Below are 14,011 nucleotides of genomic sequence, written 5' to 3'. Positions count from 1 at the left end.
TCAGCTCCTGTTGTCGTGCGCGGGCGTCGGTGCGGGTGCGGGCCGGGCGTCCAGCGCGGTCAGCTCGTCGCGCAGCCCACGGTGTACATCCTCGTACACCTCGTGGTGACCGTCCGCCGCGAGGTGGTCGGCGTCGGCCAGCCGGTCCAGCCGGGCGTCGACACCGGCGTGCCCGGTCGGGGTGCGCGTGACACCGAGGGGTGCGGGCGGGGCGGGGGCGAAGGAGGGCAGGTCGGGTGCGGCGGGCACCCCCTCGGCCGCTTCGCCCGCCTCGCCCCGCTGCGCCGTGTCCGGCTCCGGCATCCAGTCGCTCATGCGGGAACGCTACCTCGAAGGGCCGGTGTACGGTCGGTGACGATGGCGACCATGGAGGAGTGCCGCAGCGCACTCGACACACTTTCCGACAATCTGGCGGGCGCGGACGGCGACGTGCGCGGTGCCGCCTCCCTCGACCGCTCGCTGAGCTGCCACATCAAGGATCTCGACGTCACGTTCACCGGACGGCTGGCGGACGGCAGGATCCGGGTGCTGGACACGCTGGAGGGCCCGCCCAGGGAGAAGGCCGAGATCCGGCTGGCGATGACCGGGGACGACCTGGTGGCCATGGTCGAGGGCGAGCTGAACTTCGCGAAGGCCTGGGGGTCCGGCCGCGTCAGGCTGGAGGCGGGCTTCCGCGATCTCCTGAAGCTGAAGTCCCTGCTGTAGGAGTTGCCGGGCCCGGGCGACCGCCTCGGTTCCCCTTGCCCGGACGACGGCCCCGCGCCGGGCTCAGACGGCGGCCTCGGCGCGCTTCCTGCGGGCGGCCGGGATCACGAGCGGGGTTCCCGTCTCGGGGTCGTCGATGATCTGGCACCGCATCCCGAAGACCTCCTCCACCAGCTCCGCGGTGACGATGTCGCCGGGAGCGCCCTCGGCCACGACGGTGCCCTCGCGCATGGCTATGAGGTGCGTGGCGTACCGGGCGGCGTGGTTGAGGTCGTGCAGCACGGCGACCAGGGTCCGGCCCCGGGTCTCGTGCAGTTCGGCGCAGAGGTCGAGCACGTCGATCTGGTGCTGGATGTCCAGATACGTCGTCGGCTCGTCGAGCAGCAGCAGCGGGGTCTGCTGGGCGAGCGCCATGGCGATCCAGACCCGCTGGCGCTGGCCGCCGGACAGTTCGTCGACGTAACGGTCGGCGAGCTCGCCGACGCCGGTCGACTCCATGGACTCCTTCACGATCCGCTCGTCCTCGGGCGACCACTGGCGCAGGATTCCCTGGTGGGGGTAGCGGCCGCGCCCGACGAGGTCGGCGACGGTGATGCCGTCGGGGGCGATGGAGGACTGGGGCAGCAGGCCCAGCGTCCTCGCGACCTTCTTCGCGGGCATCCGGTGGATGGACTGCCCGTCCAGCAGGACGTCTCCGCTGCTCGGCTTCAGCATCCGGGAGAGCGCGCGCAGCAGGGTGGACTTACCGCAGGCGTTGGGTCCGACGATGACCGTGAACGAGTTGTCGGGGATCTCGACCGAGAGGTTCTCGGCGATGGTCCGCTGGTCGTAGCCCAGGGTCACCGAGTCTGCGGTGAGGCGCTGCATGGTCGTACTCCCGGAATCGATGGGGGTGGTGTGCGGGGTGCCCGGTCTCATATCCGTCCCGCTCTGCGCTCCGACACCAGCAGCCACAGCAGGTAGCAGCCGCCCAGCACGCCGGTGACCACGCCCACGGGGAGCTGGCGGTCGCCGAAGGCGTTCATCGCCGTCCAGTCGGCGACGAGCAGCAGGGCCGCGCCCATGCCGGCCGCGGCGGCCAGGTTGGGGCCGGGTGCGCGGGTGAGCCTGCGGGCGACCTGGGGGGCGCTGAGGGAGACGAAGACGATGGGGCCCGCCGCCGCGGTCGCGACGGCGACGAGCAGCACGGCGCAGCCCAGCAGGACGAGGCGGGTGCGTTCCACCCGTACGCCCAGGGCGTGCGCCGAGTCGTCACCCATCTCGATCATCCGCAGCGGGCGGCCGTGGCCCAGGACGACGGGGATGAGTACGCAGCAGACGGCCAGCAGGGGCCAGACCTGTGCCCAGTCCCTGCCGTCCAGCGAGCCGGTCATCCAGACGACGGCGCGGGTGGCGTCGACGAGGTTGGCCTTGGTGATCAGATAGTGGGTCGCGGCGGTGAGCATGGCGGCGGCGCCGATGCCGACGAGCACCAGACGGTAGCCGTGCACACCACGCTTCCAGGCGAGGAGATAGACGGCGACGCCGGTCAGCAGGCCGCCGCCGACGGCGCCCAGGGCGACCGCGGTGGGGTCGCCGTGGAAGAGCACGATGACGACGAGGGCGCCGACCGCCGATCCCTGGCCGAAGCCGAGCACGTCTGGGCTGCCGAGCGGGTTGCGGGAGACGCTCTGGAAGACGGCGCCGCCGATGCCGAGCGCGGCACCGACGAGGAGCGCGACCAGGACCCTGGGCAGCCGGAGTTCCGTGACGATGAACTCCTGCTGGAAGGTGCCGTTCCCGAACAGCGTGCTGACGACCTCGCCCGGCGACATCGAGAAGTCGCCGCTGCCGATGAGCACCACGGCCATGAACGCCGCGGCGGCGACGAGCAGCGCGATCACGGTGAACGCCCGCGCGTCCACCCGGAAGGAGAACCCTCCGGCCGTCCGCACGGCGCGGACCGTCCTGGTGGTGTTCTGCGCGGCCTTCACAGCTGGGCCATCCTCTTGCGTCGTACGAGATGGATGAAGACGGGCCCGCCGAGCAGCGCGGTGACGATGCCGACCTGGAGCTCGGACGGCCGGGCGACGACTCGGCCCACGACGTCGGCGCCGAGCAGCAGCACGGGGGCGAGCACGGCCGCGTACGGCAGTATCCAGCGCATGTCGGGCCCGGTGATGGTGCGGACCAGATGCGGGATCATCAGCCCGATGAAGACGATCGGCCCGCAGGCGGCGGTCGCGGCCCCGCAGAGCAGGGTGACGGCCACCATCGCGAGGACGCGGGTACGGGTCAGATGGGCACCGAGCGCCCTGGCCGTGTCGTCGCCCATCTCCAGCGCGTTGAGCGGCCGTGCGATGAGCAGGGACAGCAGGACGCCGAGCGCGATGAACGGCCAGACCTTGCCGACGGTCTCCTGGTTCGCGGAGGCCAGCGACCCCACGGTCCAGAAGCGCAGCCGGTCGAGCGCGGCGGCGTCCAGCAGCTGTACGGCGTTGACGTATCCGTAGAGCGCCGCCGTGACCGCCGTACCGGCGAGAGCCAGCCGCACGGGGTTCGCGGACCGGCTGCCGCCGAGGAGGTACACCGCGACGGACACGATCGCGGCACCGGCGAAAGCGAACCAGACGTAACCGGTCAGCGAGGTGACGCCGAAGAAGCTGATGGCCGAGACGACGGCCGCCGAAGCGCCCGCGTTGACGCCCAGCAGTCCGGGTTCGGCGAGCGGGTTGCGGGTCAGCGCCTGCATCACCGCACCGGCGAGCCCCAGCGCGGCTCCGACGATCAGCCCGAGCACGGTGCGCGGAACCCGCACGTCCCGGACGAGTACGTCGCCGCCGGTCCCGGAGTAGTGGAACAGACCGTGCCACACCTCGGAGAGCGGAAGGGCCTTGGCGCCGACCGCGACGCTCGCGAGGCACACCAGCACCAGCACGCCCACGGCGACCAGCAGGCCCGCGGCGCGGACCGCGTGGCGCCGGGCGCGAGCGGGCTTGTCCGGCGCGGCGGGGCCGGGTTCGGATTCGGGGGGACTGTCGACCAACACGCGGTTAGGTTAGCCTATCCTCCTACTGCGACAACTCCCCGGAGCCGCAGGCCGACGGGCCCTGGAGCCCCAGCCTGGCCACCGCCTTCCCCGCGTCCAGGCCGCACGAACCTTCCCCGGCATGCGTCCAGGCCGCTCCGCACAGGGCACGCAGACCGTCCAGCGCGTCGCCCTCGCCCTCCAGCTCCAGCGCGTCGTCCCGCACCAGGGCCGTCCAGCCGCCACAGCGGAACGCCCCGCCCTCCGCGGTGACCTCGGGCTGACCGGTGAGCAGGCCCCGCAGGTCCCTGTCCACATAGGTCGGGCGGTACTTGGGCTCGGCAGCCAGCAGCTGCGCCGCGTCGGTCACCCCGGTGAGCACGAGCAGCGAGTCGACGCCGCCGTTGAACGCGCCCTCGATGTCCGTGTCCAGCCGGTCCCCGACGACCAGCGGCCGCTCGGCCCCGGTCCGCAGGACCGTCTCGCGGTGCATCGGAGGCAGCGGCTTGCCCGCGACCTGGGGTTCGGCGCCGGTGGCGATCCGGACGACCTCCACCGCGGCGCCGTTGCCCGGCGCGATGCCACGGGCACCCGGGATCGTCAGGTCGGTGTTGGACGCGAACCACACGGCCCCGCCCGCGATGGCGTACGCGGCTTCCGCGAACCGGCCCCACGGGAGGTCCGGCCCTCCGAACCCCTGGGCGACCGCGACCGGCTCGTCGTCCGCCGACTCCACGGGGACCAGACCGCGCTCGCGCAGGGCGACCCGCAGCCCCTCACCACCGACGACGAGGACCTTGGCCCCGGCCGGAAGCTGATCGGACATCAGCCGGGCGACCGCCTGCGCCGACGTGATCACGTCGGACGGCTCGGCCGGCACCCCCAGCTCCGTCAGGTGCGCAGCCACCGCGTCCGGGGTGCGCAGGGCGTTGTTCGTCACGTAGGCCAGGTGCATGCCGCCCTCACGCGCGGTGCCCAGCGACTCGACGGCGTGGACGATGGCGTGCCCGCCCGCGTACACCACCCCGTCGAGGTCGAGCAGGGCCGTGTCGTACGCCTCGCTCAGCACCGCGCTGCTCCCGAGCGGCCGGGACCTGTACTGCTGACTCATATGCCTGCGCTCCTCTTTCCAAGCTTCTCCCCCGATCATCGCGCATCACGCGAGCGCACATACGATGCCCGGATGAACACAACCGGCCCCGCCCTCGACCAGGGACTGCGGCTGATCCCCTTCCGCGGTCTGCGGTACGTCCCCGAACGGGTCGGCAGTCTGGCGGCGGTGACCTCGCCCCCGTACGACGTGGTGGTGCGGCCCGACGGGCTGCACCACCTCGAGTCCTCGGACCCGCACAACATCGTGCGGCTGATCCTCCCGCAGGCCGGCACGGCCGCCGAACGCAACCGGCGGGCCGCCGACACCCTGAAGCACTGGCTCGCCGAGGGCATCCTGGCCCCGGATCCGGTGCCCGCGCTGTACGTCTACGAGCAGCGGACCGGCGACACGCTCCAGCGCGGGGTGATCGGGGCCCTCGGACTGTCGCCCGCCTCGGAGGGCATCGTGCTGCCGCACGAGGACGTCATGGCCGATGTCGTGGCGGACCGAGCCGACCTGATGCGCGCGGCAGCGGCCCACCTCGAACCGCTGCTGCTCAGCTACGCGGGCGACGGCGGGCCGACGGGAGCGACGGCCGTCATCGAGCGCGTGGTGGCGCGTCTTCCGCTGCTCACGACGACGACCGAGGACGGCGTCGGCCACAGGCTCTGGGCGGTCACCGATCCCGCGGAGCGGGCGGAGATCGAGTCCGACCTCTCCCACCGCCAGGCCCTGATCGCCGACGGCCACCACCGCTGGGCCACCTATCTCAGGCTCCAGGGGGAGCAGACCGCCCCCGGCCCCTGGGACTTCGGTCTCGTCCTGCTCGTCGACACGGCCCGCTATCCGCTTCAGGTCCGCGCGATCCACCGGCTGCTGCACCGGCTGCCGGTCGACCGGGCGCTGAGCGCCCTCGACGGCCGCTTCCGCGTGCGGTCCGTCGACGGGCCGCTGCCCCGGGCACTGGACGCGCTGGCGGAGGCCGCGTCGGAGAGCAACGCCTTTCTCCTCGCGGGCGACGGCCGCTTCCATCTGGCCGACCGGCCGGACGAGCGCCTGCTGGCCCGCACGGTCCGGACCGACCGTCCCGACGCGTGGCGCGCGCTCGACGCGACGGTGCTGCACTCGACGCTGCTGGACGACGTCTGGGAGATCCCCGACGCCCCGGAGCACATCGCCTACCTCCACGACGCGTCGGCGGCGGTCGAGCAGGCGGAGCGGCACGGCGCCACCGCGGTCCTCATGCATCCGGTACGGGAGGACGTCGTGCGGGACCTGGCCCGGCAGGGCGTCACGATGCCGCGCAAGTCGACCTCCTTCGGCCCCAAGCCGGCGACGGGGCTGGTGCTGCGCAGTCTGGACATCGGCTGACGAGCAGAGCGCGGTGACGGCGCCGAACTGCGCCGAACGCAAGAAGGGCGGCACCCGTGGTGGGTGCCGCCCTTCTTCGTGACGCCGTGTCAGCAGCGATCAGGCCTTGGCGGATCCGTCCGCGTCGTCCTGCTCGTCGTCGTCCTCGTCGGACTGCCCGTCCTCGTCGTCGTCCTGCTCGTTCCGGACTTCGGCAACTTCGGCATCGGCATCGGCATCGGCCGGTGCGTCGGACTGCTCGTCGTCGTCACCGAGCGCGTCGACGAACTCGACACCGTCGAGCTCGGCCAGACGGTCGGACGCGTCGGTCGCGCCGTCCTTGTCGGCCTCCAGCGCCTTGCCGAACCACTCACGGGCCTCGTCCTCACGGCCCGCTTCGAGGAGCGCGTCGGCGTAGGCGTACCGCAGACGCGGGGTCCACGAGTGAACCGCGCTGGAGGCGAGCTCGGGGCTCTGCAGTGTGACGATCGCGGCGTCGATCTGCCCCATGTCCCTGCGGGCACCCGCGGCGACCAGACGCATCTCGACCTGTCCGGCCTTGTCCAGCTTCTGCACCTCGGGCTCACCGGCCATGGCCATGGCCCGCTCGGGACGGCCCAGGCCGCGCTCGCAGTCGGCCATGACGGGCCAGAGCTCCACGGAGCCGGTCATCCGGCGCGAAGCGCGGAACTCGGCCAGCGCCTCGGCGTACTTCTGGGTGGCGTACGCGGCGAAGCCGGCGGCCTCACGCACTGCGGCGACCCTCGACGCCAGACGCAGGGCGATGCGGGAGTACGCATAGGCCTGGTCGGGGTCCTCGTCGATCAGACGGGCGACCATGACGAGGTTCCGTGCGACATCCTCGGCCAGGGTCTTCGGCAGGCTCATCAGCTCCTGACGAACGTCCTTGTCGATCTCGTCGCCGGTGACGTCGTCAGGGATGGGGAGCCGCTTGATGGGCTCGCGGTCGCGGTCGTCACGGCCCTGGTAGCCGCCACGGTCGTCGCGGCCACGGTAGCCACCGCGATCGTCGCGACGGTCGTTGTCACGACGGGGACCACGGTCCCGGTCGCGGCTCCGGTCGTCACGCCGGAAGCCACCGCCGCCGGCGCCACGGCTGTCGTCGCGGCGGAAGCCGCCGGGGCGGTCGTCGTCACGGCGCGGGCCTCGGGGACGGTCGTCACGGCGGTCGAAGCCACCGCTGGGACGGCCACCGCGGTCATCGCGACGGTCGTCACGCTGGCCGCCGCGGTAGCCACCACGGTCGTCGCGGCGGTCGAAGCCACCGCTGGGACGGCCACCACGGTCATCGCGCTGACCACCGCGGTAGCCACCACGGTCGTCCTCACGACGCGGGGCACGGTCGTCACGGCGGAAGCTGCCCGACCGGTCGTCGTCACGGCGCGGACCACGCTCGCGGTCATCGCGCCGGAAGCCACCGCCGCCGGCGCCACGGCTGTCGTCGCGGCGGAAGCCGCCGGGGCGGTCGTCGTCACGACGGGGGCCACGGGGACGGTCATCACGGCGGTCGAAGCCACCGCTGGGACGGCTGCCGCCACGGTCGTCACGGCGGTCGAAACCACCGCTGGGACGGCCACCACGGTCATCACGACGGTCGTCACGCTGGCCGCCGCGGTAGCCACCACGGTCGTCCTCACGACGCGGGGCACGGTCGTCACGCCGGAAGCCACCGCCGCCGGCGCCACGGCTGTCGTCGCGACGGAAGCCGCCGGGGCGGTCGTCGTCACGACGGGGGCCACGGGGACGGTCGTCACGGCGGTCGAAGCCACCACCGGGACGGCCACCGCGGTCATCGCGACGGTCGTCACGCTGGCCGCCGCGGTAGCCACCACGGTCGTCCTCACGACGCGGGGCACGGTCGTCACGGCGGAAGCTGCCCGACCGGTCGTCGTCACGGCGCGGACCACGCTCGCGGTCATCGCGCCGGAAGCCACCGCCGCCAGCGCCACGGCTGTCGTCGCGACGGAAGCCGCCGGGGCGGTCGTCGTCACGACGGGGGCCACGGGGACGGTCATCACGGCGGTCGAAGCCACCACCGGGACGGCCACCGCGGTCATCGCGACGGTCGTCACGCTGGCCGCCGCGGTAGCCACCACGGTCGTCCTCACGACGCGGGGCACGGTCGTCACGGCGGAAACCGCCACCACCGGTGCCCGCACCACGGCTGTCATCACGACGGAAGCCACGGTCACGGTCGTTGTCACGGCGAGGTGCGCCGGACCGGTCGTCACGGCCGCCCCGGAAGCCGCCCCTGTCACCGCCGTCCCGGCGACGCGGCTCGCGCTCCGGACGGTCGTCGGAAGAGTTGGTGGACATGGGGGGTGACTCCTGTCATCGGGTACCACAAGACATTCTCGCGCAGCCGACCATCCGACGCGCTTCGGCACAAAAAAAGGACCCTTGGTCCCAGCATGAACGCTGGGACCAAGGGTCCTGAAAGATTGTTCGGCGGCGTCCTACTCTCCCACAGGGTCCCCCCTGCAGTACCATCGGCGCTGAAAGGCTTAGCTTCCGGGTTCGGAATGTAACCGGGCGTTTCCCTAACGCAATGACCACCGAAACACTATCGGCCACTCCGCAGCAATGCGGAGATCGGCACTTAGCGAACAAGCACACTTTTCAGTTAAGTAGTGAAGCTGTTCAACCAGCACGACTGTTCGTGGCCTGGGAACAACACAGTGGACGCGAGCAACTGAGGACAAGCCCTCGGCCTATTAGTACCAGTCAGCTCCACCCGTTACCGGGCTTCCACATCTGGCCTATCAACCCAGTCGTCTACTGGGAGCCTTAACCACTCAAGGTGGTGGGAATACTCATCTCGAAGCAGGCTTCCCGCTTAGATGCTTTCAGCGGTTATCCTTTCCGAACGTAGCCAACCAGCCATGCCCTTGGCAGGACAACTGGCACACCAGAGGTTCGTCCGTCCCGGTCCTCTCGTACTAGGGACAGCCCTTCTCAATATTCCTACGCGCACAGCGGATAGGGACCGAACTGTCTCACGACGTTCTAAACCCAGCTCGCGTACCGCTTTAATGGGCGAACAGCCCAACCCTTGGGACCGACTCCAGCCCCAGGATGCGACGAGCCGACATCGAGGTGCCAAACCATCCCGTCGATATGGACTCTTGGGGAAGATCAGCCTGTTATCCCCGGGGTACCTTTTATCCGTTGAGCGACAGCGCTTCCACAAGCCACTGCCGGATCACTAGTCCCGACTTTCGTCCCTGCTCGACCCGTCGGTCTCACAGTCAAGCTCCCTTGTGCACTTACACTCAACACCTGATTGCCAACCAGGCTGAGGGAACCTTTGGGCGCCTCCGTTACTCTTTAGGAGGCAACCGCCCCAGTTAAACTACCCATCAGACACTGTCCCTGATCCGGATCACGGACCCAGGTTAGACATCCAGCACGACCAGAGTGGTATTTCAACGACGACTCCACAACCACTGGCGTGGCCGCTTCAAAGTCTCCCACCTATCCTACACAAGCCGAACCGAACACCAATATCAAACTATAGTAAAGGTCCCGGGGTCTTTCCGTCCTGCTGCGCGAAACGAGCATCTTTACTCGTAGTGCAATTTCACCGGGCCTATGGTTGAGACAGTCGAGAAGTCGTTACGCCATTCGTGCAGGTCGGAACTTACCCGACAAGGAATTTCGCTACCTTAGGATGGTTATAGTTACCACCGCCGTTTACTGGCGCTTAAGTTCTCAGCTTCGCCAACCCGAAAGTCAGCTAACCGGTCCCCTTAACGTTCCAGCACCGGGCAGGCGTCAGTCCGTATACATCGCCTTACGGCTTCGCACGGACCTGTGTTTTTAGTAAACAGTCGCTTCTCGCTGGTCTCTGCGGCCACCCCCAGCTCACCGAGTAAATCGGATCACCAGTGATGGCCCCCCTTCTCCCGAAGTTACGGGGGCATTTTGCCGAGTTCCTTAACCATAGTTCACCCGAACGCCTCGGTATTCTCTACCTGACTACCTGAGTCGGTTTAGGGTACGGGCCGCCATGAAACTCGCTAGAGGCTTTTCTCGACAGCATAGGATCATCCACTTCACCACAATCGGCTCGGCATCAGGTCTCAGCCTTAACGTGTGACGGATTTGCCTACCACACGGCCTACACCCTTACCCCGGGACAACCACCGCCCGGGCTGGACTACCTTCCTGCGTCACCCCATCGCTTACCTAGTACAAGTCTGGTTCGTCGGCTCCACCACTACCCTCAACTCCGAAGAGATCGGGCCGGCTTCACGGACTTAGCATCGCCTGATTCAGTATTGGGCGTTTCAAAGCGGGTACCGGAATATCAACCGGTTGTCCATCGACTACGCCTGTCGGCCTCGCCTTAGGTCCCGACTTACCCTGGGCAGATCAGCTTGACCCAGGAACCCTTAGTCAATCGGCGCACACGTTTCTCACGTGTGTATCGCTACTCATGCCTGCATTCTCACTCGTGAACCGTCCACAACTCGCTTCCGCGGCTGCTTCACCCGGCACACGACGCTCCCCTACCCATCCACACAGGCGTTGGCCCTATATGTGTGAATGACACGACTTCGGCGGTACGCTTGAGCCCCGCTACATTGTCGGCGCGGAATCACTTGACCAGTGAGCTATTACGCACTCTTTCAAGGGTGGCTGCTTCTAAGCCAACCTCCTGGTTGTCTCTGCGACTCCACATCCTTTCCCACTTAGCGTACGCTTAGGGGCCTTAGTCGATGCTCTGGGCTGTTTCCCTCTCGACCATGGAGCTTATCCCCCACAGTCTCACTGCCGCGCTCTCACTTACCGGCATTCGGAGTTTGGCTAAGGTCAGTAACCCGGTAGGGCCCATCGCCTATCCAGTGCTCTACCTCCGGCAAGAAACACACGACGCTGCACCTAAATGCATTTCGGGGAGAACCAGCTATCACGGAGTTTGATTGGCCTTTCACCCCTAACCACAGGTCATCCCCCAGGTTTTCAACCCTGGTGGGTTCGGTCCTCCACGAAGTCTTACCTCCGCTTCAACCTGCCCATGGCTAGATCACTCCGCTTCGGGTCTAGAGCGTGCAACTCAATCGCCCTATTCGGACTCGCTTTCGCTACGGCTTCCCCACACGGGTTAACCTCGCTACACACCGCTAACTCGCAGGCTCATTCTTCAAAAGGCACGCAGTCACGACGCACCGAGCAAGCTCGATGCGCGACGCTCCCACGGCTTGTAGGCACACGGTTTCAGGTACTATTTCACTCCGCTCCCGCGGTACTTTTCACCATTCCCTCACGGTACTATCCGCTATCGGTCACCAGGGAATATTTAGGCTTAGCGGGTGGTCCCGCCAGATTCACACGGGATTTCTCGGGCCCCGTGCTACTTGGGTGTCTCTCAAACGAGCCGTTGATGTTTCAGCTACGGGGGTCTTACCCTCTACGCCGGACCTTTCGCATGTCCTTCGCCTACACCAACGGTTTCTGACTCGCCTCACAGCCGGCAGACTGTGAAAGAGAGATCCCACAACCCCGCATGCGCAACCCCTGCCGGGTATCACACGCATACGGTTTGGCCTCATCCAGTTTCGCTCGCCACTACTCCCGGAATCACGGTTGTTTTCTCTTCCTGAGGGTACTGAGATGTTTCACTTCCCCTCGTTCCCTCCACACTGCCTATGTGTTCAGCAGCGGGTGACAGCCCATGACGACTGCCGGGTTTCCCCATTCGGAAACCCCCGGATCAAAGCTTGGTTGACAGCTCCCCGGGGACTATCGTGGCCTCCCACGTCCTTCATCGGTTCCTGGTGCCAAGGCATCCACCGTGCGCCCTTAAAAACTTGGCCACAGATGCTCGCGTCCACTGTGCAGTTCTCAAACAACGACCAGCCACCCATCACCCCACCCTTACAGGTGAGTGCACTGGGGCCGGCAACCGAAGGCAGCCTTACGGCCATACCTTCAGATACCCAACAGCGTGCCCGACCCGACCGATCACCCATACGTTCCACGCCGAAGCAGTACTAGTAGTGGCCAACCTGTCGTGCCGAATAGTCAACGTTCCACCCATGAGCAACCACCGTCGAACATTTGCCGACGTAATGGCCTCTGGATTCCCCGAAGAGAATCTAGATGCTCCTTAGAAAGGAGGTGATCCAGCCGCACCTTCCGGTACGGCTACCTTGTTACGACTTCGTCCCAATCGCCAGTCCCACCTTCGACAGCTCCCTCCCACAAGGGGTTGGGCCACCGGCTTCGGGTGTTACCGACTTTCGTGACGTGACGGGCGGTGTGTACAAGGCCCGGGAACGTATTCACCGCAGCAATGCTGATCTGCGATTACTAGCAACTCCGACTTCATGGGGTCGAGTTGCAGACCCCAATCCGAACTGAGACCGGCTTTTTGAGATTCGCTCCGCCTCGCGGCATCGCAGCTCATTGTACCGGCCATTGTAGCACGTGTGCAGCCCAAGACATAAGGGGCATGATGACTTGACGTCGTCCCCACCTTCCTCCGAGTTGACCCCGGCAGTCTCCTGTGAGTCCCCATCACCCCGAAGGGCATGCTGGCAACACAGAACAAGGGTTGCGCTCGTTGCGGGACTTAACCCAACATCTCACGACACGAGCTGACGACAGCCATGCACCACCTGTATACCGACCACAAGGGGGGCACCATCTCTGATGCTTTCCGGTATATGTCAAGCCTTGGTAAGGTTCTTCGCGTTGCGTCGAATTAAGCCACATGCTCCGCTGCTTGTGCGGGCCCCCGTCAATTCCTTTGAGTTTTAGCCTTGCGGCCGTACTCCCCAGGCGGGGAACTTAATGCGTTAGCTGCGGCACCGACGACGTGGAATGTCGCCAACACCTAGTTCCCAACGTTTACGGCGTGGACTACCAGGGTATCTAATCCTGTTCGCTCCCCACGCTTTCGCTCCTCAGCGTCAGTAATGGCCCAGAGATCCGCCTTCGCCACCGGTGTTCCTCCTGATATCTGCGCATTTCACCGCTACACCAGGAATTCCGATCTCCCCTACCACACTCTAGCTAGCCCGTATCGAATGCAGACCCGGGGTTAAGCCCCGGGCTTTCACATCCGACGTGACAAGCCGCCTACGAGCTCTTTACGCCCAATAATTCCGGACAACGCTTGCGCCCTACGTATTACCGCGGCTGCTGGCACGTAGTTAGCCGGCGCTTCTTCTGCAGGTACCGTCACTTTCGCTTCTTCCCTGCTGAAAGAGGTTTACAACCCGAAGGCCGTCATCCCTCACGCGGCGTCGCTGCATCAGGCTTTCGCCCATTGTGCAATATTCCCCACTGCTGCCTCCCGTAGGAGTCTGGGCCGTGTCTCAGTCCCAGTGTGGCCGGTCGCCCTCTCAGGCCGGCTACCCGTCGTCGCCTTGGTAGGCCATCACCCCACCAACAAGCTGATAGGCCGCGGGCTCATCCTTCACCGCCGGAGCTTTTAACCCCGTCCCATGCGGGACAGAGTGTTATCCGGTATTAGACCCCGTTTCCAGGGCTTGTCCCAGAGTGAAGGGCAGATTGCCCACGTGTTACTCACCCGTTCGCCACTAATCCACCCCGAAGGGCTTCATCGTTCGACTTGCATGTGTTAAGCACGCCGCCAGCGTTCGTCCTGAGCCAGGATCAAACTCTCCGTGAATGTTTTCCCGTAATCGGGATCACAACACGAGAGCGGAACGACCAGGTCGGAATATGACCGGTCGTTCACAGCGTCCTCGCTGTTGTTGCCCACCGGACCCGAAGGACCAGCAGGACTTTTCAAAGGAACCACCAACCTGCGATGCAGGCCGGGGTATCAACATATCTGGCGTTGACTTTTGGCACGCTGTTGA

Annotated in this window: 8 protein-coding genes, 3 rRNA genes and 1 pseudogene; 2 read left to right on the top strand and 10 right to left on the bottom strand. The window is 66.7% G+C overall.

Features of this window, described 5'->3' with window-relative positions:
- Positions 1-315: a hypothetical protein gene (locus AMK10_RS28190; protein WP_073751092.1), complete on the bottom strand. Its 315-nt coding sequence runs from the start codon at positions 313-315 to the stop codon at positions 1-3.
- A 42-nt stretch (positions 316-357) separates the two neighbouring features.
- Here AMK10_RS28190 and AMK10_RS28185 point away from each other — a divergent pair, with 42 nt between their 5' ends.
- Positions 358-705 (top strand): SCP2 sterol-binding domain-containing protein, encoded by a 348-nt coding sequence (locus AMK10_RS28185; RefSeq protein WP_073751958.1) that lies wholly within the window; start codon positions 358-360, stop codon positions 703-705.
- Positions 706-768: 63 nt separating this feature from the next.
- Here the strand turns inward: AMK10_RS28185 and AMK10_RS28180 are convergent, their stop codons facing one another.
- From AMK10_RS28180 to AMK10_RS28165, 4 genes are read right to left on the bottom strand one after another with little or no spacing between them, the layout of a single operon-like run.
- Positions 769-1,572, bottom strand: a complete 804-nt coding sequence (locus AMK10_RS28180; protein WP_073751090.1) for an ABC transporter ATP-binding protein — start codon at positions 1,570-1,572, stop codon at positions 769-771.
- Positions 1,573-1,619: 47 nt separating this feature from the next.
- Positions 1,620-2,678 carry a FecCD family ABC transporter permease gene (locus AMK10_RS28175; RefSeq protein WP_073751088.1) on the bottom strand — a complete coding sequence of 353 codons (1,059 nt, stop codon included), beginning with the start codon at positions 2,676-2,678 and terminating at the stop codon, positions 1,620-1,622.
- On the bottom strand, positions 2,675-3,733 hold the full coding sequence (locus AMK10_RS28170) for a FecCD family ABC transporter permease (protein ID WP_107428521.1): 1,059 nt from the start codon (positions 3,731-3,733) through the stop codon (positions 2,675-2,677). The genes AMK10_RS28175 and AMK10_RS28170 overlap by 4 nt, the downstream gene beginning before the upstream one ends.
- A gap of 22 nt (positions 3,734-3,755) precedes the next feature.
- Positions 3,756-4,823, bottom strand: coding sequence for an HAD hydrolase-like protein (locus tag AMK10_RS28165; protein WP_073751084.1), 1,068 nt, complete (start codon positions 4,821-4,823; stop codon positions 3,756-3,758).
- Between the two features lie 72 nt (positions 4,824-4,895).
- Here AMK10_RS28165 and AMK10_RS28160 point away from each other — a divergent pair, with 72 nt between their 5' ends.
- Positions 4,896-6,176, top strand: coding sequence for a DUF1015 family protein (locus tag AMK10_RS28160; protein WP_073751082.1), 1,281 nt, complete (start codon positions 4,896-4,898; stop codon positions 6,174-6,176).
- 99 nt (positions 6,177-6,275) lie between these two features.
- Here AMK10_RS28160 and AMK10_RS37790 read toward each other — a convergent pair whose 3' ends face one another.
- From AMK10_RS37790 to AMK10_RS28140, 5 genes and pseudogenes are all read right to left on the bottom strand, one after another.
- The gene (locus tag AMK10_RS37790) at positions 6,276-7,043 is read right to left on the bottom strand and encodes a tetratricopeptide repeat protein (RefSeq protein ID WP_198959811.1); all 768 of its coding nucleotides are present in this window, start codon (positions 7,041-7,043) and stop codon (positions 6,276-6,278) included.
- A gap of 75 nt (positions 7,044-7,118) precedes the next feature.
- Positions 7,119-8,492: pseudogene (locus tag AMK10_RS38760) on the bottom strand (hypothetical protein); the annotation flags it as partial.
- Positions 8,493-8,619: 127 nt separating this feature from the next.
- A 5S ribosomal RNA gene (gene rrf / locus AMK10_RS28150) occupies positions 8,620-8,736 on the bottom strand.
- Between the two features lie 134 nt (positions 8,737-8,870).
- Positions 8,871-11,995, bottom strand: a 23S ribosomal RNA gene (locus AMK10_RS28145).
- A gap of 297 nt (positions 11,996-12,292) precedes the next feature.
- Positions 12,293-13,818, bottom strand: a 16S ribosomal RNA gene (locus tag AMK10_RS28140).
- Together the 16S, 23S and 5S rRNA genes form the textbook arrangement of a ribosomal RNA operon.
- Between the last annotated feature and the right edge of the window lie 193 nt (positions 13,819-14,011).

It is taken from the genome of Streptomyces sp. CB02058 (assembly GCF_001905505.1).
Taxonomy (GTDB): Bacteria; Actinomycetota; Actinomycetes; order Streptomycetales; family Streptomycetaceae; genus Streptomyces.
This window is presented reverse-complemented; position numbering and strand designations above follow the sequence as displayed.

Bases quoted from the DNA above. Each gene is read 5' to 3' on its own strand.
- AMK10_RS28180 (WP_073751090.1), bottom strand. From the start codon at position 1,572: ATGCAGCGCCTCACCGCAGACTCGGTGACCCTGGGCTACGACCAGCGG.
- AMK10_RS28165 (WP_073751084.1), bottom strand. From the start codon at position 4,823: ATGAGTCAGCAGTACAGGTCCCGGCCGCTCGGGAGCAGCGCGGTGCTG.
- AMK10_RS28160 (WP_073751082.1), top strand. From the start codon at position 4,896: ATGAACACAACCGGCCCCGCCCTCGACCAGGGACTGCGGCTGATCCCC.
- AMK10_RS28190 (WP_073751092.1), bottom strand. From the start codon at position 315: ATGAGCGACTGGATGCCGGAGCCGGACACGGCGCAGCGGGGCGAGGCG.
- AMK10_RS37790 (WP_198959811.1), bottom strand. From the start codon at position 7,043: ATGAGCCTGCCGAAGACCCTGGCCGAGGATGTCGCACGGAACCTCGTC.
- AMK10_RS28185 (WP_073751958.1), top strand. From the start codon at position 358: ATGGCGACCATGGAGGAGTGCCGCAGCGCACTCGACACACTTTCCGAC.